The organism is Parashewanella sp. 2304DJ23-3 (genome assembly GCF_056591695.1).
On the sequence record NZ_JBWQOH010000005.1, the window covers coordinates 181,567 to 203,838 of the forward strand.

At 43.1% G+C, this 22,272-nt stretch carries 17 protein-coding genes; 4 read left to right on the forward strand and 13 right to left on the reverse strand.

The genetic code is table 11. The features are described from left to right. Window positions 1-90 precede the first annotated feature (90 nt). The 3 genes from fusA to rpsL form a co-directional block, all read right to left on the reverse strand. The gene (fusA, locus tag AC1EU2_RS12150) at window positions 91-2,187 is read right to left on the reverse strand and encodes an elongation factor G (protein WP_480298543.1); all 2,097 of its coding nucleotides are present in this window, start codon (window positions 2,185-2,187) and stop codon (window positions 91-93) included. 78 nt (window positions 2,188-2,265) lie between these two features. Next, window positions 2,266-2,736 (reverse strand): 30S ribosomal protein S7, encoded by a 471-nt coding sequence (gene rpsG, locus AC1EU2_RS12155; RefSeq protein WP_205000355.1) that lies wholly within the window; start codon window positions 2,734-2,736, stop codon window positions 2,266-2,268. 79 nt (window positions 2,737-2,815) lie between these two features. Beyond that, window positions 2,816-3,190: a 30S ribosomal protein S12 gene (gene rpsL / locus AC1EU2_RS12160; RefSeq protein ID WP_129947986.1), complete on the reverse strand. Its 375-nt coding sequence runs from the start codon at window positions 3,188-3,190 to the stop codon at window positions 2,816-2,818. Between the two features lie 313 nt (window positions 3,191-3,503). Here rpsL and AC1EU2_RS12165 point away from each other — a divergent pair, with 313 nt between their 5' ends. Continuing rightward, window positions 3,504-4,064 carry a hypothetical protein gene (locus AC1EU2_RS12165; RefSeq protein WP_480298544.1) on the forward strand — a complete coding sequence of 187 codons (561 nt, stop codon included), beginning with the start codon at window positions 3,504-3,506 and terminating at the stop codon, window positions 4,062-4,064. 63 nt (window positions 4,065-4,127) lie between these two features. On the opposite strand, the gene rpoC is transcribed toward AC1EU2_RS12165, so the two are convergent. The 8 genes from rpoC to secE form a co-directional block, all read right to left on the reverse strand. After that, entirely contained in the window at window positions 4,128-8,339 is a 4,212-nt protein-coding gene (gene rpoC, locus AC1EU2_RS12170; protein WP_480298545.1) for a DNA-directed RNA polymerase subunit beta', read from the reverse strand. 77 nt (window positions 8,340-8,416) lie between these two features. Beyond that, window positions 8,417-12,439 (reverse strand): DNA-directed RNA polymerase subunit beta, encoded by a 4,023-nt coding sequence (gene rpoB, locus AC1EU2_RS12175; protein ID WP_480298546.1) that lies wholly within the window; start codon window positions 12,437-12,439, stop codon window positions 8,417-8,419. 264 nt (window positions 12,440-12,703) lie between these two features. Beyond that, complete coding sequence (gene rplL, locus AC1EU2_RS12180) at window positions 12,704-13,069, reverse strand: 50S ribosomal protein L7/L12 (RefSeq protein ID WP_480298547.1); 366 nt, start codon at window positions 13,067-13,069, stop codon at window positions 12,704-12,706. Window positions 13,070-13,123: 54 nt separating this feature from the next. Beyond that, on the reverse strand, window positions 13,124-13,621 hold the full coding sequence (rplJ, locus tag AC1EU2_RS12185; RefSeq protein WP_480298548.1) for a 50S ribosomal protein L10: 498 nt from the start codon (window positions 13,619-13,621) through the stop codon (window positions 13,124-13,126). A 372-nt stretch (window positions 13,622-13,993) separates the two neighbouring features. Next, on the reverse strand, window positions 13,994-14,692 hold the full coding sequence (gene rplA, locus AC1EU2_RS12190) for a 50S ribosomal protein L1 (protein ID WP_480298549.1): 699 nt from the start codon (window positions 14,690-14,692) through the stop codon (window positions 13,994-13,996). A gap of 4 nt (window positions 14,693-14,696) precedes the next feature. Then, the gene (gene rplK, locus AC1EU2_RS12195; RefSeq protein ID WP_480298550.1) at window positions 14,697-15,125 is read right to left on the reverse strand and encodes a 50S ribosomal protein L11; all 429 of its coding nucleotides are present in this window, start codon (window positions 15,123-15,125) and stop codon (window positions 14,697-14,699) included. A gap of 147 nt (window positions 15,126-15,272) precedes the next feature. Beyond that, a complete protein-coding gene (nusG, locus tag AC1EU2_RS12200; RefSeq protein WP_480298551.1) occupies window positions 15,273-15,824 on the reverse strand; it encodes a transcription termination/antitermination protein NusG in 552 nt (183 codons plus the stop codon). Between the two features lie 9 nt (window positions 15,825-15,833). After that, window positions 15,834-16,205 carry a preprotein translocase subunit SecE gene (gene secE / locus AC1EU2_RS12205; protein WP_480298552.1) on the reverse strand — a complete coding sequence of 124 codons (372 nt, stop codon included), beginning with the start codon at window positions 16,203-16,205 and terminating at the stop codon, window positions 15,834-15,836. A gap of 603 nt (window positions 16,206-16,808) precedes the next feature. Here secE and AC1EU2_RS12210 point away from each other — a divergent pair. After that, a complete protein-coding gene (locus AC1EU2_RS12210) occupies window positions 16,809-18,134 on the forward strand; it encodes a M28 family metallopeptidase (protein WP_480298553.1) in 1,326 nt (441 codons plus the stop codon). Window positions 18,135-18,238: 104 nt separating this feature from the next. On the opposite strand, the gene AC1EU2_RS12215 is transcribed toward AC1EU2_RS12210, so the two are convergent. After that, window positions 18,239-19,756 carry a carotenoid oxygenase family protein gene (locus tag AC1EU2_RS12215; RefSeq protein WP_480298554.1) on the reverse strand — a complete coding sequence of 506 codons (1,518 nt, stop codon included), beginning with the start codon at window positions 19,754-19,756 and terminating at the stop codon, window positions 18,239-18,241. Window positions 19,757-19,767: 11 nt separating this feature from the next. Further along, the gene (locus AC1EU2_RS12220) at window positions 19,768-20,235 is read right to left on the reverse strand and encodes a DUF2141 domain-containing protein (protein ID WP_480298555.1); all 468 of its coding nucleotides are present in this window, start codon (window positions 20,233-20,235) and stop codon (window positions 19,768-19,770) included. A 142-nt stretch (window positions 20,236-20,377) separates the two neighbouring features. Between AC1EU2_RS12220 and AC1EU2_RS12225 the strand changes: the two genes are divergently transcribed. Together AC1EU2_RS12225 and AC1EU2_RS12230 are read left to right on the forward strand one after the other, a co-directional pair. Then, window positions 20,378-21,184 (forward strand): LytTR family DNA-binding domain-containing protein, encoded by an 807-nt coding sequence (locus tag AC1EU2_RS12225; protein ID WP_480298556.1) that lies wholly within the window; start codon window positions 20,378-20,380, stop codon window positions 21,182-21,184. 17 nt (window positions 21,185-21,201) lie between these two features. After that, window positions 21,202-22,272: a YjgN family protein gene (locus AC1EU2_RS12230; RefSeq protein WP_480298557.1), complete on the forward strand. Its 1,071-nt coding sequence runs from the start codon at window positions 21,202-21,204 to the stop codon at window positions 22,270-22,272.

A 22,272-nucleotide genomic window follows, 5' to 3' on the forward strand; every position in this document is an offset into this window, starting at 1 on the left:
ATTCCTTTCTTTTCAGGATGTCCGACGGCAAGCCGGACGGCATAAATCAGTTAATATTGTACCTGTAAACAGGTGTCGGAACTCGATAGCTTAGCCTCGAGCTTCCATCATCGCTTTTGCAATGTTTTGCGGCGCCCCGTTGTACTTCAAAAACTCCATAGAGTAAGAAGCACGACCTTGAGTCGCTGATCGCAAGTCGGTCGCATAACCAAACATTTCAGATAGAGGTACTACGGCACGAACGATTTTGATGCCAGCAACGCCGTCATCCATCCCGTCAATCATGCCGCGGCGACGGTTTAGGTCACCTACGACATCACCCATGTACTCTTCTGGGGTAGTCACTTCTACCTTCATGCAGGGTTCGAGCAACACCGGATCCGCTTCAAGCGCACCCTTTTTGAAGCCCATAGAACCAGCAATCTTGAACGCCATTTCATTCGAATCAACTTCATGGAATGAGCCGTCGAATAACGTGACCTTCACGTCCAACACAGGGAAGCCAGCTAAAACGCCACTCTTCATCTGCTCTTGGATACCTTTGTCAACAGATGGGATGTATTCACGAGGAACAGTACCACCCACAATTTCGTTGACGAATTCATAACCCGAGCCTTGCTCTTGAGGCTCAAGTTTCAACCACACATGACCATACTGGCCACGCCCGCCGGACTGTCGAACGAATTTACCTTCGACTTCAACGGTGCTACTGATAGTTTCACGGTAAGCAACCTGAGGTTTACCCACGTTACAATCTACCTTGAACTCGCGGCGCATGCGGTCAACAATAATATCTAGGTGTAATTCACCCATACCAGAAATCAAGGTCTGACCTGACTCTTGGTCGGTTTCTACACGGAACGATGGATCTTCTGCAGCTAGCTTCTGTAGCGCTATCGCCATTTTTTCTTGGTCTGCTTGAGAGCGTGGTTCAACCGCAATCGTGATCACAGGATCTGGGAACTCCATACGTTCCAAAACCACTTTATGTTGTGCATCACACAGGGTATCCCCTGTTGTCACGTCTTTTAGACCAATCAAAGCAGCAATATCACCGGCGCGAACTTCTTTCAGTTCGTTACGGTCATTAGCGTGCATCTGAACAATACGTCCAATCCGTTCTTTTTTCTCTTTTACTGAGTTGTATACCATCGCACCCGCTTGCAGGACGCCTGAATAGACACGTACGAAGGTTAACGTTCCCACGAATGGGTCAGTAGCAATTTTAAAAGCAAGTGCCGAGAATGGCTCACTGTCGTCACTGTGACGCTCAACTTCCTTCTCTCGATCATCAATACCTTTAATTGCAGGGACATCGATTGGTGCTGGTAGATATTCTACCACGGCATCCAATACCGCTTGTACCCCTTTGTTCTTAAATGCACTACCACAAGTTGCTAATACAATTTCATTATCGATAGTACGTTGGCGAAGTGCTGTTTTGATTTCTTCTTCTGACAATTCACCTTCTTCAAGGTACTTGTCCATCAGCTCTTCTGATGCCTCTGCAGCAGCTTCAACTAAGTATTCACGCATTTCTGCGGCTTTATCGGCAAGCTCTGCTGGAATATCTTCATGTGTGAAAGAAGCACCTTGGTCTTCTTCACTCCAGTTAATCGCCTTCATCTTAATCAGGTCGATAACGCCCTTGAAATCTTCTTCGGCGCCAATGTTTAACTGGATAGGTACACAAGTAGCACCTAAACGATTGCGAATTTGTTCAACAACACGGTCATAGTCGGCACCCGCCCTATCCATCTTGTTCACAAATACCAAACGCGGAACAGCGTATTTATCGGCTTGACGCCAAACGGTTTCAGATTGCGGTTCAACACCTGAAGAACCACAGAAAACCACGACGGCACCATCTAATACACGTAATGAACGCTCTACCTCAATGGTAAAGTCTACGTGACCGGGTGTATCGATGATATTAATACGATGTTCGGAAAATTGTGCGTCCATACCACGCCAAAAAGTGGTGGTAGCCGCTGAAGTGATGGTAATACCACGTTCTTGCTCTTGTTCCATCCAGTCCATGGTTGCAGCGCCATCATGAACTTCACCAATCTTATGTGAAAGACCGGTGTAAAACAGAACACGTTCTGTGGTGGTGGTCTTACCTGCATCTACGTGAGCACAAATACCGATATTGCGGTAGCGCTCAATAGGAGTGTTACGAGCCACGAATATACCCTCTTTGCTAAAATTTCCATTTTAGCGGATTTGAAAAAAGCGTGGGTCCGAAGACCCACGCCAAGGCAATTACCAGCGGTAATGAGCGAATGCTTTGTTCGCTTCTGCCATACGATGCACGTCTTCGCGCTTCTTAACAGCAGTACCTTTATTTTCAGACGCATCTAGCATTTCACCTGCTAAACGCAAAGCCATAGATTTTTCACCACGCTTACGTGCAGCTTCAACCAACCAACGCATTGCTAACGCATTACGACGAACTGGACGCACTTCACATGGAACCTGGTAAGTTGAACCACCAACACGACGAGACTTAACCTCGACAGCTGGGCGAACATTTTCCAGAGCAGTTTCAAGGATGTTTAGATGATCTTCGCTTTTCTTTTCAGCAACAACATCTAAAGCCTTGTAGATAATTTTTTCTGCAACCGACTTTTTGCCGTCTTGCATTAGTACGTTGATGAACTTAGCCAGCAACTCACTGTTGAACTTTGGATCTGGTAGGATTTTACGTTGTCCTACAACGCGACGTCTTGGCATAACTTTTCTCCGTATGCTTCAGGTATTTCCAAAACTGGAATACAAATTTATTTAGCTTGGCCTTACTTTAACGGTAAAGTTAAGACTTAGGACGCTTAGCACCGTATTTAGAACGGCCTTGACGACGTGCAGTTACACCTGCACAGTCTAATGCGCCACGAACAGTGTGATAACGAACACCAGGCAAATCTTTAACACGACCGCCACGGATTAGAATCACGCTATGCTCTTGTAGGTTGTGACCTTCACCACCGATGTATGAAGTAACTTCAAAACCGTTAGTTAGACGTACACGCGCTACTTTACGTAGAGCTGAGTTAGGTTTTTTAGGTGTAGTAGTGTAAACACGAGTACAAACACCACGCTTTTGTGGGCACGCATTCAACGCTGGCACATTAGTTTTATCAACTTTTGGCTGGCGTGGCTTACGTACCAACTGGTTAACAGTTGCCATGTAATAGCTCCGATCTTTGTCGATCTATAAATCGACACATAAGGTATGAAAAATCTATTGCCCTACTGACAGACGATCTGACACTAGGACGCGGAATTTTAGAAAGCAATTGAGCAACTGTCAAGATTTAGCCAGTTTTTATCTCAATTTCGTAAGTTTAAGCCTTAATTGACCGGATTTAATCAGCGTTTTTCCCTCTCCTTATAACTAACACGCTCTTTAGAAGATATTTTTATAAGCTATGTTCATTAATCTTTAGTTCAGCAATGAATCATTATTCTGCAGATTAGGGTTATAAACATGAGCATCTAGCATGACAGTTTCTTCTGACACTCCTCAAACATGGGGGCAAGAACTCACCAATTATTCAAAAGATGTATTTTGGCCTACCGTTTCCAGCGGTATCACCTATGGTCCTCTTGGTGGTGGGGTTGCGTTTGCCACATCTTCTGGACTTTATATCTTGAAAAGAAATGGGGAAAACTGTAATCCAGACCTAAAGTCGAGCAATATCTACAAGGGGGTATATCATGGCGCTAATATTGTCCTCCCAGCTTATGCGGCTTTTCATACCGCGCCTCAACAGTGTGCTAAATATGCATTTGACATCGGGTGTCAAGTCATAAAAGGTGTCGTTGCAGTAATCCCTTACGTTGCTGGAAACGGAGCTGGAGCCGTTGTTGATGCATGCACTGACCAAAGTAAACCTGATGATATTGAGGAAGGTACCGATATTAGAGAGGAAGTCCGAAAAGAGAAAAGCACTTCAGCAAGCTCTGCCAAACATTTTACTGTGAGTATGTTCACTCGAATTGGAGCTGGTGCTGTCCCTTCTTCGTTATTTTTTGCTTTGAATGCGATGCTTTATAATTAAGTACGTTTCACTTTAAACAAAAAAGGCGCCAAATTGGCGCCTTTTTAGATTAAGCATTAAAGATTAATCTTGAGTACCCGCTAAATTCAGTAGATCTGCTAAGTTTTGCTCAGCTTCACTTGCCGAAATTGGTGCTACTTCAGTTTCTTCTTCAACCTGTGCTGCGTTGCGTTTCTGATGATACGCATAACCAGTACCCGCAGGAATTAGGCGACCAACGATTACGTTCTCTTTCAAGCCACGTAATGGATCAGACTTACCACCAACTGCCGCTTCGGTAAGAACACGTGTAGTTTCTTGGAACGACGCCGCCGAGATGAATGACTCAGTTGCCAATGACGCTTTGGTGATACCTAATAGGTCACGTTCAAACGTTGCTGGCACTTTGCCTTGTGCTTCGAGTTCACGGTTAGCGATGTTAACGCGTGCTACTTCAGCTTGTTCACCTTCTAAGAAGTCCGTATCACCTGCCGATGTAATAGTACACTTACGCAGCATCTGGCGAACAATCACCTCGATGTGCTTATCGTTAATTTTTACACCTTGCAGACGGTATACGTCTTGCACTTCGTTAGTGATGTAGTTTGCTACATGGTGGATACCACGTAAACGCAGAATGTCGTGTGCCGCTTCTGGACCATCAGCGATCACTTCACCCTTCTCTACTTTTTCACCTTCGAACACGTTCAAGTTACGCCACTTAGGGATCATTTCCTCATACGTATCACCGCCTTCTGTAGGTGTGATTTGTAGACGACGTTTGCCCTTAGTTTCTTTACCGAATGCAATCGTACCTGAGATTTCTGCAAGAATTGCAGGCTCTTTAGGCTTACGTGCTTCGAATAAATCAGCAACTCGAGGTAGACCACCGGTAATATCACGAGTCTTCGAAGACTCTTGTGGAATACGTGCTAATGCGTCACCAACGTTGATGTCTGCGTTATCTTCTAGGTTAACTAATGCTTTACCTGGTAAGAAGTATTGTGCAACAACATCCGTACCTGGGATCATCAAGTCATTACCGTTAGCATCAACAAGACGAACCATTGGACGAAGTTCTTTACCTGAAGTCGTACGTTCAGCAGGGTCAATCACTTCAATTGAAGATAAACCTGTTAACTCATCTGTTTGACGAGTCATGGTTACGCCTTCAATCATGTCCACAAACTTAACTTTACCCGCTACTTCAGAAATAATCGGGTGAGTATGTGGATCCCAGTTCGCGATGATGTTACCCGCTTCAACTGATGCATCTTCTTGTGCTTCAAGAACGGTACCATAAGGTACTTTATAGCGCTCTTTCTCACGGCCCATGTCATCGATGATCGCAAGCTCAGATGAACGAGACACGATAACCAACTTGCCTTCGCTGCTGGTTACGTACTTAGCGTTATGCAGCTTCAGTGTACCTGCATTCTTAACTTGTACGTTGTTTTCAGCAGAAGCTCTCGACGCTGCACCACCAATGTGGAAGGTACGCATCGTAAGCTGTGTTCCTGGCTCACCAATTGACTGAGCAGCAACAACACCGATTGATTCACCGTGGTTAATGATATGACCACGAGCCAAATCACGACCATAACAGTTTGCACACACACCGAAGTCAGTTTCACAAGAGATTACTGAACGAACAATAACTTCATCAACTGATTGCTCTTCTAATAGGTCACACCATGCTTCGTCAAGCAAAGTATTACGAGGAGCAAGTACTTTTTCAGTACCAGGGTAGAATACATCTTGTGCAACAACACGACCCAATACGCGTTCGCGTAATGGTTCAACCACATCACCACCTTCAATCAGTGGTTTCATGGTCACACCTTCGTAGGTACCACAATCATCTTCAACAACCACAAGATCTTGCGCAACGTCTACTAGACGACGAGTTAGGTAACCCGAGTTTGCTGTCTTAAGTGCGGTATCGGCCAAACCTTTACGTGCACCGTGGGTTGAGATGAAGTACTGAAGTACGTTCAGACCTTCACGGAAGTTCGCCACAATCGGCGTTTCGATGATAGAACCATCTGGTTTCGCCATCAGACCACGCATACCAGCTAGCTGACGAATCTGTGCCGCACTACCACGAGCGCCTGAGTCGGCCATCATGTAGATGCTGTTAAACGAAGCTTGAGTTTCTTCTTCACCATCACGGTTGATCACGGTTTCAGAAGATAAGTTCTCCATCATCGCTTTCGAAACTTTTTCGTTCGCACTTGCCCAGATATCGATAACTTTGTTGTATCGCTCACCGGCTGTTACAAGACCAGATTGGAACTGTTCTTGAATTTCACGAACTTCAGCTTCAGCTTCAGCAACTAACGTGTACTTCTCATCTGGGATGACCATGTCATCAATACCAACAGAAGCACCAGATTTGGTTGCGTAACGGAAACCAGCGTACATCAATTGGTCAGCAAAGATAACGGTATCTTTAAGACCTAGTTGACGGTAACAGGTGTTCAACAATTTAGAGATTTGCTTCTTACCCATGTTCTGGTTAACAAGGTCAAAAGACAAACCTTTCGGCAACAATTGTGATAGCAATGCACGACCTACCGTTGTATCAACGATACGAGTGATTTCTGTTGCTTCACCATCTTCACCAAATTCAGTCTCAGTAAGACGAACTTTAATGCGAGCGTGTAATTCCGCTGCGCCTGTAGCATAAGCTTTTTCAACTTCGTCAGTCGAAGCAAATGCCATGCCTTCACCAGTACCATTAACTTTTTCACGGCTGGTGTAGTACAGACCCAATACCACGTCTTGAGAAGGCGTGATTACTGGCTCACCGTTTGCTGGTGACAAAATGTTGTTGGTTGACATCATTAGCGCACGAGCTTCTAATTGAGCTTCAAGCGTTAATGGAACGTGAACCGCCATTTGGTCACCATCGAAGTCGGCGTTATAAGCCGCACAAACGAGTGGATGCAGTTGAATTGCTTTACCTTCAATCAATACTGGTTCAAAGGCTTGAATACCCAGTCTGTGAAGTGTTGGTGCACGGTTAAGTAATACAGGATGCTCACGAATTACTTCGTCTAGCACGTCCCAAACTTCACCTATCTCACGCTCAACCATTTTCTTAGCAGCTTTAATGGTTGTTGCAAGACCACGACCTTCTAGCTTGCCGTAGATGAATGGCTTGAATAGCTCAAGTGCCATTTTCTTAGGCAGACCACATTGGTGCAAACGTAGAGTAGGACCTACAGTAATTACCGAACGACCAGAGTAATCTACACGCTTACCAAGAAGGTTTTGACGGAAACGACCTTGCTTACCTTTGATCATATCGGCCAAAGATTTAAGCGGACGCTTGTTTGAACCAGTGATAGCACGACCACGACGACCGTTATCTAATAGCGCATCAACAGACTCTTGCAACATACGCTTTTCGTTACGTACGATGATGTCCGGTGCAGCTAGGTCAAGAAGACGCTTCAAACGGTTGTTACGGTTGATAACACGACGATATAAGTCGTTCAAATCAGACGTCGCAAAACGGCCACCGTCTAGTGGTACTAATGGACGAAGATCAGGTGGAAGAACAGGAAGTACTTTTAAGATCATCCACTCTGGCTTGTTGCCTGATTGGAAGAATGCTTCAAGTAATTTAAGACGCTTAGTGATCTTCTTACGACGTGTTTCAGAGTTAATTGAAGGCAACTCTTCACGCATTTCTTCGATTTCTTTCTCAACATCGATAGCGCGTAGTAGATCCAGAACTGCTTCTGCACCCATTTTTGCTTCAAACTCGTCACCGTACTCTTCTAAAGAATCAAGGTACGCTTCTTCAGTCAGCATTTGACCGCGCTCAAGGCTAGTCATGCCGCCTTCAGTCACAACGTATGATTCAAAATACAGTACGCGTTCAATATCACGCAGTGTCATGTCCAGCATCAAACCAATACGAGATGGTAATGATTTTAGGAACCAGATATGTGCAACTGGGCTTGCCAGTTCAATGTGACCCATACGCTCACGACGTACTTTAGTCTGCGTTACTTCAACGCCACACTTTTCACAAATTACACCACGGTGCTTAAGACGTTTGTACTTACCACACAAACATTCGTAATCTTTAACTGGGCCAAAGATACGAGCACAGAATAGACCTTCACGCTCAGGCTTGAAGGTACGGTAGTTAATGGTTTCTGGCTTTTTAACTTCACCAAACGACCAAGAGCGGATCAAGTCTGGCGATGCTAAGCCAATTTTGATGCCTTCAAATTCTTCGGTCTTGTTCTGTTGTTTCAGAAACTTTAATAAATCTTTCACGTTTCTCTCCTGAAGGAGTTAAACCGGGTGCCCCGCTATGCGGGACACCATTACTTAGCCAAACACAATAATTGTGTTTATTCCTGATCTAACTCGATATTAATACCAAGCGAACGGATTTCCTTCAGTAATACGTTGAAGGATTCAGGCATACCAGGCTGCATCTGATGGTTACCGTCGACGATGTTCTTATACATCTGAGTACGACCGTTAACGTCATCCGACTTCACAGTTAGCATTTCTTGTAGAGTATATGCAGCACCATATGCTTCAAGTGCCCATACTTCCATCTCACCGAAACGCTGACCACCGAACTGTGCTTTACCACCCAACGGCTGCTGAGTAACCAAGCTGTACGAGCCAGTCGAACGAGCATGCATCTTGTCATCAACCAAGTGGTTCAGTTTCAGCATGTACATGTAACCTACGGTTACAGCACGCTCAAACTTGTCACCGGTACGGCCGTCGAATAAATCAACCTGACCTGACGTAGGTAAGTCAGCAAGTTCAAGCATTTGCTTGATCTCTTTCTCTTTCGCACCGTCAAATGCTGGCGTTGCGATAGGTAGACCACCTTTTAAGTTCTTAGCAAGACGCAGAACTTCGTCATCAGTAAAGCTGTCGATGTCGACTTTTTGTTGGATTTCATCACCAAGTTCGTAAACTTGTTTGATGTAACCACGAACTTCAGCAAGTGCACGTTGTGACTCAAGCATGTCAGCAATCTTGTTACCAACACCTTTCGCTGCCGCACCCATATGAACTTCCAGTACCTGACCGATGTTCATACGTGATGGTACACCTAGAGGGTTAAGTACGATATCAACTGGGTTACCGTGCTCATCGTAAGGCATGTCTTCGATAGGACAGATCTTCGAGATAACACCTTTGTTACCATGACGACCCGCCATCTTATCACCTGGCTGGATTGTACGTTTAACCGCAAGGTAAACCTTAACGATCTTCAATACACCTGGTGCTAAATCATCACCTTTAGAGATCTTGCGACGCTTGATGTCTAAACGGTTTTCAAAATCTGCTTTAACTTCAGCATGCTGATCAGCCAGTTGCTCAAGTTCAGTTTGCTTATCTTCATTGCTCAATACTTGAGTCAATAAATCTTTACCAGCAACACCAGCAACGTTAACGCCTTGCGCAGAAAGTAAGTTACGTGCACGTTCAAAGATGCCTTCTTCAAGGATCTTAAACTCTTCGCTCATATCTTTACGAGCTTGAGCAATATGCATTTCTTCGATTTCAACCGCACGCTTGTCTTTCTCTACGCCATCGCGAGTGAAGACTTGAACGTCAATGATGGTACCTTTAACAGAGTTCGGTACACGCAGTGAACTGTCTTTAACGTCTGAAGCTTTTTCACCGAAGATAGCACGCAATAGCTTTTCTTCTGGTGTAAGCTGGGTTTCACCTTTAGGGGTTACTTTACCCACTAAGATGTCGCCGCCTTTAACTTCAGCACCGATGTAAACGATGCCTGACTCATCTAACTTAGACAGTGCAGACTCACCAACATTTGGAATGTCAGCTGTGATCTCTTCGCTACCCAACTTAGTATCACGAGCAATACAAGACAGCTCTTGAATGTGAATCGTTGAGAAACGGTCTTCTTGCGCAACGCGCTCAGAAATTAAGATCGAATCCTCGAAGTTATAACCGTTCCAAGGCATGAAGGCGATACGCATGTTCTGACCTAGTGCTAAATCACCTAAGTCAGTTGATGGACCGTCAGCCAGTACGTCACCACGAACAATTGGATCACCAACAGAACAACAAGGACGTTGGTTAATACACGTATTTTGGTTTGAACGGGTATACTTAGTCAGGTTGTAGATATCAATACCTGCTTCACCTGGTTGCAGTTCAGATTCATTCACCTTAACTACAATGCGAGAAGCATCTACATAATCAACTTTACCACCACGTTTGGCCGCAACAACAACACCAGAGTCAACCGCAAGCGTACGTTCAATACCAGTACCTACTAGCGGCTTTTCAGCAACTAATGTTGGTACTGCTTGACGTTGCATGTTCGCACCCATCAATGCACGGTTAGCATCATCGTGTTCTAGGAACGGAATTAACGATGCTGCAACAGAAATAATCTGCTGTGGTGATACATCCATATACTGCACTTCGTGTGCTGGCATGAATGTAGACTCGCCACGGTGACGAACAGCAATTTGCTCTTCAACCATGCGACCATCATCATCAACTTCAACGTTTGCCTGTGCAATCACGAAGCGACCTTCTTCAATCGCTGATAGGTATTCCACATCATCAGTGATAACACTATCAACAACTTTACGATAAGGTGTTTCTAGGAAACCGAAAGAGTTAGTACGAGCAAATGACGCTAATGAGTTGATCAGACCAATGTTTGGTCCTTCAGGCGTTTCAATCGGACATAGACGACCATAGTGAGTCGGATGTACGTCACGTACTTCGAAGCCTGCGCGCTCACGAGTCAAACCACCTGGGCCTAATGCAGAAATACGACGCTTATGCGTTACTTCTGATAGCGGGTTGTTTTGATCCATGAACTGAGATAACTGTGAAGAACCAAAGAATTCTTTCACGGCTGCTGAAATTGGCTTAGCGTTGATCAAGTCTTGTGGCATCAGCTCAGCTAAATCGCCAAGGCTTAAACGCTCACGTACTGCACGTTCAACACGTACAAGACCAACACGGAATTGGTTTTCCGCCATTTCACCAACGCTACGAATACGACGGTTACCTAGATGATCGATGTCATCAACTTCGTCGTTACCGTTACGGATTTCAATGATTTTTTTCATTACCGTAACGATGTCTTCTTTAGACAGCGTGCCTGTACCTTCTTCTTCCTCAATCGCCAAACGACGGTTGAACTTCATACGACCTACTTTAGACAGATCATAACGTTCATCAGAGAAGAATAGGTTTTGGAATAAACCTTCAGCCGCATCTTTGGTTGGTGGCTCACCTGGACGCATCATACGGTAGATTTCTACCAATGCTTCCAAACGGTTTGTCGTTGGATCAAGTTTTAGCGTATCAGAAATGTATGCACCATGATCTAAATCATTGATGAATAACGTTGATACTTCTTTGATACCTGCAAGAGATAGATTTGCTAAATCTTCTAAGCTGATTTCAGCGTTCGCAGAAACAAGAACTTCGCCTGTATCTGGATCGATGTAATCCTGTGCTGAAAGTTTGCCAACAATATACTCAACCGGTACTTCAAGGTTTGTTGTGTTAGTTTTTGCAAGCTGGCGGATATGACGTGCAGTAATACGTTTGCCCGCTTCAACTAATACATTACCTTCTGCATCTTTTACATCAAAGCTTGCAGTTTCACCACGTAAACGGTCTGGATTCAGATCCATTACCAGTGAATCTTTTTTCACAGTAAACGTAATGCGGTCAAAGAATATATCTAAGATCTCTTGAGTTGAAAACTCAAGCGCACGCAGCATGATAGTCGCAGGTAATTTACGGCGACGGTCAATACGTACGAATAAAGCATCTTTTGGATCAAATTCGAAATCTAACCATGAACCACGGTAAGGAATAACACGTGCGTTATAAAGCACCTTACCAGAAGAGTGGGTTTTACCACGGTCGTGATCGAAGAAAACACCAGGAGAACGATGTAACTGAGAAACGATAACACGTTCAGTACCGTTAATAACGAAGGTACCGTTACCAGTCATCAATGGGATATCACCCATGTATACATCTTGTTCTTTGATGTCTTTTACTGTGCCTGCAGCCGCTTCACGGTCATAGATTACAAGGCGCAGTTTTACGCGCAATGGCGCTGAGTATGTAACACCACGGATTTGACATTCTTTCACATCAAATTCTGGTTCACCCAGAGTGTAGCTTACATATTGAAGCTCAGAGGTTCCTGAGAAACTCTTGATGGGAAAAACGCTACGGAATGCGGCTTCAAAACCACGTTCACCCGTTGGATCTTGATCGGTGAATTTCTTAAAAGAGTCTAATTGAATAGACAATAGGTACGGAATGTCCAAAACTTGTGGACGTTTACCGAAATCTTTACGAATACGCTTCTTTTCAGAATAGGAGTAAACCATGGGTTTCCTCTGCTAGCAGATGTGACCAACACTGAAGACATTTGTCCACAGCACGTTTGCCCATCACCGTTGATAATACAAGCCAGCCAGTAATCTCTGCTGGTGTATTTTAGTCTGATTATACGAATTAATTAATCAGTACCACTCTGGCGATAAACGGTGAAAATTTCGCCTGCGCTTTAGCGCAAAAAAGGCCAACGGTCAAAAAACCGCCAGCCTCCACTCAATCCTAACTGGGTTGAGTGAGTAAGTCTATAAAAGAGCTTACTTGATTTCTACAGCAGCGCCAGCAGCTTCTAGATCTTTAACTAGAGCTTCAGCTTCTTCTTTAGAAATTGCTTCTTTAACTGCAACTGGTGCAGATTCAGCCATACCTTTAGCTTCTTTCAGGCCTAGACCTGTAGCGCCACGTAGAGCTTTAATTACAGCAACTTTGTTGTCGCCGTGAGAAGTAAGAATTACGTCGAATTCTGTTTTCTCTTCAGCAGCAGCAGCGTCACCACCACCTGAAACTACTGCAGCTGCAGCAGATACGCCGAATTTTTCTTCCATTGCTTCAACTAGTTCAACAACTTCCATTACTGACATTTCAGCAAGTGCTTCTAAGATTTGGTCTTTAGTGATAGACATTAGAAATATTTCCTATTGTTCTGAATTCAATTTTTATAAGTAGCGTACTTAAAATTAAGCTGCTTCTTTTTGATCGCGTAGAGCGGCCAATGTACGTACAAGCTTGCCAGCAGATGCTTCTTTTAGAGTCATCATGAACTGAGCTAGTGCTTCTTCGTAAGTTGGTAATTTCGCTAAACGATCAATATCTGTTGCAGGGATGAAATCTCCCTCAAAGGCTGCACCTTTAACTTCGAAGTTCTCTTGACCTTTAGCGAAGTCTTTTAAAAGACGCGCTGCAGCACCTGGGTGCTCGTTAGAGAATGCAAGCAAAGTTGGACCGGTAAAGCTTTCGCCTAGGCACTCATAATCAGTACCTTCAACTGCGCGACGTGCTAACGTGTTACGAACAACACGAATATAAACACCGTTTTCGCGAGCAGCTTTGCGTAAACCAGTCATGTCACCTACAGTAACGCCGCGTGAATCGGCAACTACAGCTGACAGTGCACCTTTGGCAACTTCGTTGACTTCAGCAACAATTGCTTTTTTGTCTTCGAGATTTAATGCCATTGGCTTTATGCTCCTGGATTCTACCTGAGGGTAATTCCTCAGTATTAACCATACTTAACATCAAAATGATGTTAAGAAACTTACGGTGCAGAATGTCCAGAAGAACCGAATTCTTTCTGGGGCCTGACACCGTCTACGTAGGGGATATTAAGTTCTTCTGCACTCATAACGAGTTTTACCGGAAAAACACCTACGGTCTTGGACGGAAACTTGTATTTTTTATTTTTCATAAAGAAAAACGAAAATAACAAGCTTCAACCCTAATCCCACTTCATCGATTAAAATGAAAATCGGGGCGCAAGATTATAAAACAATCAGTGCGACTTGTATACCCGTAAACCGAGATTCGATTCACGGATATATAGAGATCACTTATGCGATTTCTAAAGAACCCTGTTCAACTGTAACACCTGCACCCATAGTGGTAGAGATGCTAACCTTCTTCATGAACACGCCTTTAGCAGAAGCAGGTTTTGCTTTCTTAAGTGCGGCCAATAAAGATTCTAGGTTTTCTTTCAGTTGAGCTGGTTCAAAGTCCACTTTACCGATAGTAGTGTGGATGATACCGTTCTTATCGTTACGGTAACGGATTTGACCCGCTTTAGCGTTCTTAACTGCTTCTGCAACGTTAGGCGTTACAGTACCAGTTTTAGGGTTAGGCATTAGACCACGTGGACCTAAGATTTGACCTAACTGACCTACAACGCGCATTGCATCTGGAGAAGCAACAACAACATCGAAGTTCATTTCACCCGCTTTAACTTGTGCAGCAAGTTCGTCCATGCCCACAAGTTCAGCACCAGCTTCTTTAGCTGCTTCTGCGTTAGCACCTTGAGTGAACACAGCAACACGTACTTCACGACCAGTACCGTGCGGAAGTACAGTAGCACCACGAACGTTTTGATCTGATTTACGAGCATCAATGCCAAGATTTACAGCAACATCTACACTTTCAACAAATTTAACAGTTGCTAGTTCTTTAAGAAGAGCTACTGCTTCATTGATATCGTATGCTTTAGTTACTTCTACTTTTTCGCGGATCACGCGCATGCGTTTAGTAAGCTTCGCCATTGTATTAACCCTCTACTACCAAACCCATTGAACGTGCAGTACCTTCGATAGAACGCATCATAGCTTCTACGTCAGCACCAGTCATGTCATTCGCTTTCACTTCTACAATTTCTTGTACTTGAGCGCGAGTAACAGTTCCTACTTTCTCTTCGTGTGGACGACCTGAGCCAGATTTGATCTTAGCTGCTTTCTTAAGTAAGAAAGATGCAGGTGGCGTCTTAGTTTCAAAAGTGAAAGAACGGTCGGTATATACTGTAATAACAACAGGAACCGGCATGCCTTTTTCCATCTTTTCTGTACGTGCGTTAAACGCTTTACAGAATTCCATGATGTTCACACCTTTTTGACCTAGAGCAGGACCAACTGGTGGCGATGGATTGGCAGAGCCAGATTTTACTTGTAGCTTGATGTAGCCATCAATTTTCTTAGCCATTTTGACTTTCCTCAGTTTGGGTTCAAACGCTATTCAACAACAGGTTGATAGCTCCCCGTAAAACAACGGATGCGGATTATATAAAAATCCGCATCCGCATACAAATCAATTTTGTGTTAAATTTGAGCGATATCGTTTAATTTAAACTTAGCTCTTTTCAACTTGACTGAAATCCAGCTCAACTGGTGTAGAACGACCAAAGATCATTACCGATACTTTTAGGCGGCTCTTTTCGTAATCCACTTCTTCAACAGTACCGTTGAAGTCAGCAAATGGACCGTCAGTAACGCGAACCACTTCACCTGGCTCGAACATAACGCGATGCGTTGGAGACTCAGTAGTTTCTTGAAGACGAGCAAGAATTTTGTCTGCTTCACGATCAGTGATCGGTGCAGGGCGATCAGATGTACCGCCAATGAAACCCATCACTCTAGGAATACTTTTCACTAAGTGCCAGCTTTCATCGTTCATTTCCATCTGAACTAATACATAACCAGGGAAGAATTTACGTTCACTTTTGCGACGTTGACCCGCACGCATCTCAATGACTTCTTCCGTCGGAACGAGTACTTCACCGAAGTAGTCTTCCATGTTGTGCATTTTGATGTGCTCGATAAGAGATTTACAAACTCGGCCTTCATAGCCTGAGAATGCTTGAACCACATACCATCTCTTTTTAGCTTCAGTAGCTTCTGTCATTGTTAATGCCTATACGCCAGTGATGAAATTGATAACTTTTAATAACCCCATATCCAATAACCATAGTATAACGGCTAGGAATGCGGTGGCTGCTAAGACAATAAACGTCGTATTCAGTGCCTCTTGCCGGGTAGGCCAAATCACTTTACGCACTTCAATCTGCGCTTCACGTGCAAATTCAAGTGCTCTCTTTCCTTTTACGGTTTGCAATGCAATAAAACCTGCAATAGCAAACGCTACAATCACAGCGATAGCACGTATTAATACGCTTTCTTCACTGTAAAACTGATTACCTACTACGGCTGCAGCAACTAAAATTACCGCCACACCCCATTTTACAATATCCAGAGAGTTACCCTGGTCTTCAGTATTCGCTGTCATTGGTTGTTTCCGTTACTCTTTACGACGAGTATATTTGTCTTTAACGCTAACACTTCAATACGTTGTTGTATCAAAATGCCTATTGAAACATGGTTGCCTATCCGAACTACCCCAAAACCATTGATTCGGATTTTTGCATGTAAAATAACACACAAGGTAAAAAATCGGCCATAGATTGTATGCTTTATGGCTGCCGTTATCAAGAAGATCAAATGACATAGCTCACTGAACTCATGACTAAACAATCGAGACTGCAACTCTAAATGTCATATAACATTACAAACCCGATATTGAGTCTATGACAAATAGCTCGCAATATGTATAGTTAAATCAACATACAAATACAGTTTTGAAGCAATCTGTATCGTGCCAAATCGAGATGTATTGATGATGGAGTATCGGTATATCTGAATTAATATCAAAAATGTTGCTAAATTGAAGCTCCGACAAGATCGATTTAAATGAGATATATGGGTTATCGAGATAGCTTTCTGTAGTAGACGACGTGTTAGCTCTTGCCTAAATCTCTTTTAATTCCAGCTAAATATGCCATTCTATGTTGATTTAGCTATGAAATAATAACCAACTATTGGACTCTACTTTATGAATAAGCCAACGTTTACGGCTTGTATTTTTGCTGTTGCAAGTTTAACGACTTCGTTAACGTCTTTCGCTGCTGATATCCCGTTAGCAAGCGTTAAATCTGACGTTTCCATCCTTGCCAGTGATGATATGCAAGGCCGAGCCAGTTTTACCCCTGGTGCTGAAAAAGCAGCAAACTACATCGCTAAGCGCTTTAAAGAAATTGGACTTACACCACTAAAAGATTCATTTAAGCAAACGTTTGATGTGTACGTTCGTCAAGTTGCGAGCAGTTCAATTACTTTAAACAATAAAACTGTACCGATGGAAGACATTGCTGTGATATCAAACAGCCCTGAACTTCAGTGGCAAAAGTCCGACTTTACTCATGTCAGTAATATCGACGCCAAGAGCGATTTACGCAGTTCACTTTCAAAGCTGAATCAACAAGGCGGCAACCACCTAGTGCTTGTTGATCCTTCACATAAAAAGTTATTCAAACGTTATCAAGCCTATTTCGCTCACCCTAAAACCAAGCTTGATGACACTGATGGTGGTTCATTAGTTCTAGTATTGACTCCAGTCCAGCAGCCTGAACATTTCACTGTTTCGGTAAAAACAAAGATTGAAACTAAAAAATTAACCAACATTGTTGGTGTGCTTCCGGGTAAAACCAAAGATGATGAATCTGTTATTTACTCTGCTCACTATGATCACCTTGGAGTAAAAAAACATCCAAAGAAAGGTGAAAAAGACATTATCTTTAATGGTGCCGACGATGATGCCAGCGGTGTAACTGGTGTGATTAACTTGGCGCAATATTTCAAAACCCAAGCCAATAATCAGCGCCGATTAGTGTTTGTTGCGTTCGCCGCCGAAGAGCTGGGTGGTTTTGGCTCTCAGTTTTTCTCGAAAAGTCTAGATGCTGACAAAATAATCGCCATGATCAATATGGAAATGATTGGCAAGCCATCTAAGTTTGGGAAAGGTAAAGTTTGGATGACGGGTTTTGAACGCTCTGATCTGGCTAAAATAATGAATGCGGCCCTGAAACATGAACATAAAGAAATTTATGCAGACCCATATCCAAAGCAACGCTTATTCTACCGCTCAGATAATGCAACTTTGGCTCGCTTAGGCGTACCTGCTCATAGCTTCAGTAGCACTCAGATAGATAAAGATCCTCATTATCATAACGTCTCTGATGAATTGAAGACATTAGATTTGAGATCGATGCAAAAAGTCATCGAAACTATCGCCGATGCCAGCGCACCGCTCGTTTCGGGTAAAGCGACACCAACTCGAATCGATCAATCTAAAGTTAATCAAAGCGGGAAGATCTTCTAACCACTGCGAATAGGTTTGCTCCCGCAATAGCGGGAGCTGACTGAGCGATTCCACCAGCTTTTTACTCAGATCATGTATCCTGCTGATGTTGCCATCTAACTTAACTAGCCTATAAAACTGCCATGAAACCCAATCGGCAGATGATAGGGCAACCACGCTTTTGCAAGAGGCCCATTCGCAACATCCTTGGCATCAAAAACGGTTAGACATGTACGTTTGCTCGGCATGTGTAATGCGGTTCCCATTAGGTATTGCCCTCCTGCTTTCGTTTTTATCGGTACGTGCTCTTCAACAAAGTAATCTCGGCCATAATCATAGTGGCTGATTTCTCGAGTTTGATAGTGCAGTGAGTTAATTGAATGGCTCCATAAACTGTCAGAGTTTCCACTCACATAAAATAACTGCTCACTCTTCTGCCCCACCTCATCAGCAAATACTCTGGGAAATTCAGTACCACTATCCAATATTGCGGTGCTCACCTCGCCTGACAGTTTAAGCGTCACTAAGACTGTCTCAGCCCGAGCGGCATTACGCACCGTCTCACCCGTCATCAAATTCGACATTTGATACAAAACATCGACATCGGCATATAAACTCATATCGAACTGTATCTCTCCCTGCTTACCCTCCCATGCATTACCAAAGTGAAATACAAACCCCGGCGGTAATTCATACTGTCTATTGATGGTTAGTTTATGCTTATCAATCACAAGCACTTTCATCGCTTGATGTGGTGCAAATTCGATCCCCGAAAAATAGCCATCTCCTTTGGCAAACAAGTTTCGCTTTAGAGACGGTAATATCAGTAAAATATGCTTTTGAGTGATTATAAAGTCGTGCAACATACCGCCTTTGTAACGGCTATCAATCACCCCAACATTCTTTACTTTACCGTCTGGGTAGAGGTGGTAAAGCACGACACTGCCTGATGGATGCAAACCAAAATTCCAAATATCGCCATTCGCTTCAACCTTGGGGTGCGCAGAAAATGGTAAACCTGTTAACTTGGAGTCATATCGGGTGCCTTTGCCTAAATCTATCTGTTCAAGATAACCTAATGTTTGTGCATTAATTCGAGTTGCACTTCCGGCTTCCCATAATGCCCACAAATCATTCCCTACCGGAATCACATTGGTGTTTGCGGTATTAATGGCATTACTGGATACTACCGCTTTGCCATTGAAAATTTTTGTCTCGGGGCCAGAATAGACAAACTCGCCAGCGTGCTCTTCTTGCGAAAACTTTGGCGTATGAATAAAGCGCCCTCGATGCGTTACTTTGCCACCAGCAATGCAAAAATGTTGCAACATACCGTCACCTTCAAATAAATGCTGATAACGAATGCCGTTTCGCTCAAGTTTTGCCGGTCCATTTCGATAATACTGCCCTTGTAAATCTTTTGGCAGATGCCCTTCTATTTTTAATTCCTTACATTCAAAATCATTTTTCACATTTTCAAAACCGATCAGCTCTGCATGTAATCTCTTTGCTTGTGCGAATGATTCAGATACCGACTGTTGTTTTATGTTCGATAATTCAGCCATCACCGCAAACGCCGGTTTTGCGGCAACGAGTCCAGCTCCGATAGCTGGGGCCATTTTTAATAATTGACGACGTTCCATCTCACCACTCCCTATGGATAAATGACTTGGCTTTGATTTTGTACTGTGCCATTACTTAATACTTGGAATGTCATCTGCTGATATTTAGCGGGTCCCATGTCGGGCTTCGCATTATTGGAATAGCCGAATCCTTCTGTCGGCATCCCAAACAAATTCAAATCCATTTTTTGATTGCTATTCTGATCATGAAAATAACGAATGACATACTCACCTTCAGGTAATCGATTGAATCCAATAACTGTAGTTTGTGTTGATGGATAAACCCGTTGAGCTCGATAAGGTGAATTATTGCGATAATTTTCTTCACCTTTAAATAACGCCACATAAATATCACCGTCGCTTTGTTTAATCCCGCTTATGGTAAAGTCGACATCTCCTGCATTCACAGAACTGATGGTTGAACATGACAGAATAACGATAGTCATCAGTAGTTTGCTGTTCGCTAAAGGTAAAGTAATTTTATTAGGTGTAGATCTCATCTTTCTTCTCCATTAGATTGCCTCGGGCTAAATAAACGGTAGAATCAGGTGATTATTTTTTAAATGGAATTTACGTGAACCGCACCGATTTCTTCGCAAAAGAAGTACTTAGCGTGGTGGTGTTCAGTTAACGAATCGTGAAATGAACGTTCAAACTATTTTGTTAAAGTCAGAACGACTAAGAACCTCTTTACTGATGGTCGTTATTGGCATCTTTATTGGTTTTCTTGCTCCTTTTGGCATGCATCATTATGGTTTGTTGATCACCATACCTTATTGGTCTGTCACCTGCTTATTGGGTTACTGGATATTCAGCCCACTCCATAACGTTGGAGATGAGTATCTAACAGGCATAATTAGACCAGCATGGCTTAGACAAACTATTGTGTTGCTCTTCAGTTCAGTGATATTCGCCTTGTTTCTCCCGCTATGGAATATTGTCACATTATCACTTTCATTCAGTTATTTTGACGTTGTCATCTATGCTTTTCCTCAGGTCTTAGTTATTGCTACCGCTTTAACACTGTTATCGATTGTCAAGAATCGTTATATTCAGCAGCGACAACAACTGATTGACTTCGACAAGAAGATAACCTCAAAAAATGTCGAACAAACGATTGCAAACCAACAACTGAGCAATTTCTTAATGCTGTTACCGGAAGATAAGCAAGGCCAACTGCTTTGTCTTGAAATGGACGACCATTACTTAAAAGTCCATACCCACCAAGGCCAGCATTTATTACTCATGAGATTTAAAGATGCATTAGAACGCTTATCAGCATATTCAGGGTTTCAAACTCACCGTTCATGGTGGGTAGCTAAAGATGCCATAAGCGAAATCAATAAAGATGGCAGAAAGTACTCAATTACACTCTTAAATCAAATGCAAGTGCCTGTTTCAAAAACATTCGAACCTCAAATTAAAGCGCTTCAACAAAATAATACTTAAAATAACAAGGAAATGTTATGCAAGAAAATACTGCGACGACATTAAACTCTCGACTCGCTAAGGCTGAGTTCACAGGAAAATCTGGCGAGTTTTTCAAAATCTGGATTGTTAATATTCTGCTGACGATACTCACATTAGGCATTTACAGTGCATGGGCAAAAGTGAGAACCAATCAATATCTTCACGGCCATACAAAATTAGAAGGACACAGTTTTAAATACTTAGCAACGCCACTGCAAATATTGAAAGGACGGATACTGGCGGTCATCGTTTTTCTGCTATTTTCGTTTTTATCTACCGTTAATCCTTTATTCAGTGTGTTACTGACATTGCTTTTGCTTTGCGCAACACCATGGTTGATCGTGCAAGGACTCAAGTTTTCAATGCGAATGACAGCATATCGCAACATTCGATTTTCCTTCGAAGGTAAAATCGGTGATGTCGTGATTAACTTTATTCTACTGCCAATTCTGTCTGTATTTACCCTGTACCTCATTTTGCCTTGGGTATTTCAACGTATGGATAAGTTCATCTTTGACAACATTACCTACGGCGGCAAAAAGTTTAACCTGAAAACTGATGTTGGGCAGTATTTCGTTGCGGCTCTAACGGCATTAGCTTTTATCATCATTGCGATAATTGCAATTGCCGTTGTCGGCGGTGTAGCGGCATTTCAAATGATTGGCTTAGGTGAGTCAGAAGAGATCGGCAGTGCGGCTATCATGGCTATCTTTGGACTTTATGCGGTGATGTTTGCGCTCTACTTTGTTGCGTTTTCCATTTACCGAGCCATGATCCTGAAACACATTACCGATTCATTGGAGATTGAGGGCATTGCGAACTTCAACACTGATATGAAAATTGTCGATTATATCTTTCTGTCTATCACGAATAGTCTAATGCTGATTGCTAGCTTTGGTTTAGCTTACCCCGTTACCGTCGTGCGTAAAAATCGCTTTATTGCCTCACATTTGACTGTTGAACTGACCGAAGACGCCGATAAGCTGGTTAATACTGTCGATGGCAAAGATGCAGCCTTTGGTGAAGAAGCTGCTGGCCTATTTGATGCCGATCTATCATTCACATAA

What these genes read in the sequence shown, in the direction of transcription:
- AC1EU2_RS12225 (WP_480298556.1), top strand. Translation starts at nt 20,378, where the DNA reads ATGAACGTTCAAACTATTTTGTTAAAGTCAGAACGACTAAGAACCTCT.
- rpsG (WP_205000355.1), bottom strand. Translation starts at nt 2,736, where the DNA reads ATGCCAAGACGTCGCGTTGTAGGACAACGTAAAATCCTACCAGATCCA.
- AC1EU2_RS12165 (WP_480298544.1), top strand. Translation starts at nt 3,504, where the DNA reads ATGACAGTTTCTTCTGACACTCCTCAAACATGGGGGCAAGAACTCACC.
- secE (WP_480298552.1), bottom strand. Translation starts at nt 16,205, where the DNA reads ATGACAGCGAATACTGAAGACCAGGGTAACTCTCTGGATATTGTAAAA.
- rplK (WP_480298550.1), bottom strand. Translation starts at nt 15,125, where the DNA reads ATGGCTAAGAAAATTGATGGCTACATCAAGCTACAAGTAAAATCTGGC.
- rpoB (WP_480298546.1), bottom strand. Translation starts at nt 12,439, where the DNA reads ATGGTTTACTCCTATTCTGAAAAGAAGCGTATTCGTAAAGATTTCGGT.
- AC1EU2_RS12215 (WP_480298554.1), bottom strand. Translation starts at nt 19,756, where the DNA reads ATGGAACGTCGTCAATTATTAAAAATGGCCCCAGCTATCGGAGCTGGA.
- AC1EU2_RS12230 (WP_480298557.1), top strand. Translation starts at nt 21,202, where the DNA reads ATGCAAGAAAATACTGCGACGACATTAAACTCTCGACTCGCTAAGGCT.
- rplA (WP_480298549.1), bottom strand. Translation starts at nt 14,692, where the DNA reads ATGGCGAAGCTTACTAAACGCATGCGCGTGATCCGCGAAAAAGTAGAA.
- rpsL (WP_129947986.1), bottom strand. Translation starts at nt 3,190, where the DNA reads ATGGCAACTGTTAACCAGTTGGTACGTAAGCCACGCCAGCCAAAAGTT.
- AC1EU2_RS12220 (WP_480298555.1), bottom strand. Translation starts at nt 20,235, where the DNA reads ATGAGATCTACACCTAATAAAATTACTTTACCTTTAGCGAACAGCAAA.
- AC1EU2_RS12210 (WP_480298553.1), top strand. Translation starts at nt 16,809, where the DNA reads ATGAATAAGCCAACGTTTACGGCTTGTATTTTTGCTGTTGCAAGTTTA.
- rplL (WP_480298547.1), bottom strand. Translation starts at nt 13,069, where the DNA reads ATGTCTATCACTAAAGACCAAATCTTAGAAGCACTTGCTGAAATGTCA.
- rplJ (WP_480298548.1), bottom strand. Translation starts at nt 13,621, where the DNA reads ATGGCATTAAATCTCGAAGACAAAAAAGCAATTGTTGCTGAAGTCAAC.
- nusG (WP_480298551.1), bottom strand. Translation starts at nt 15,824, where the DNA reads ATGACAGAAGCTACTGAAGCTAAAAAGAGATGGTATGTGGTTCAAGCA.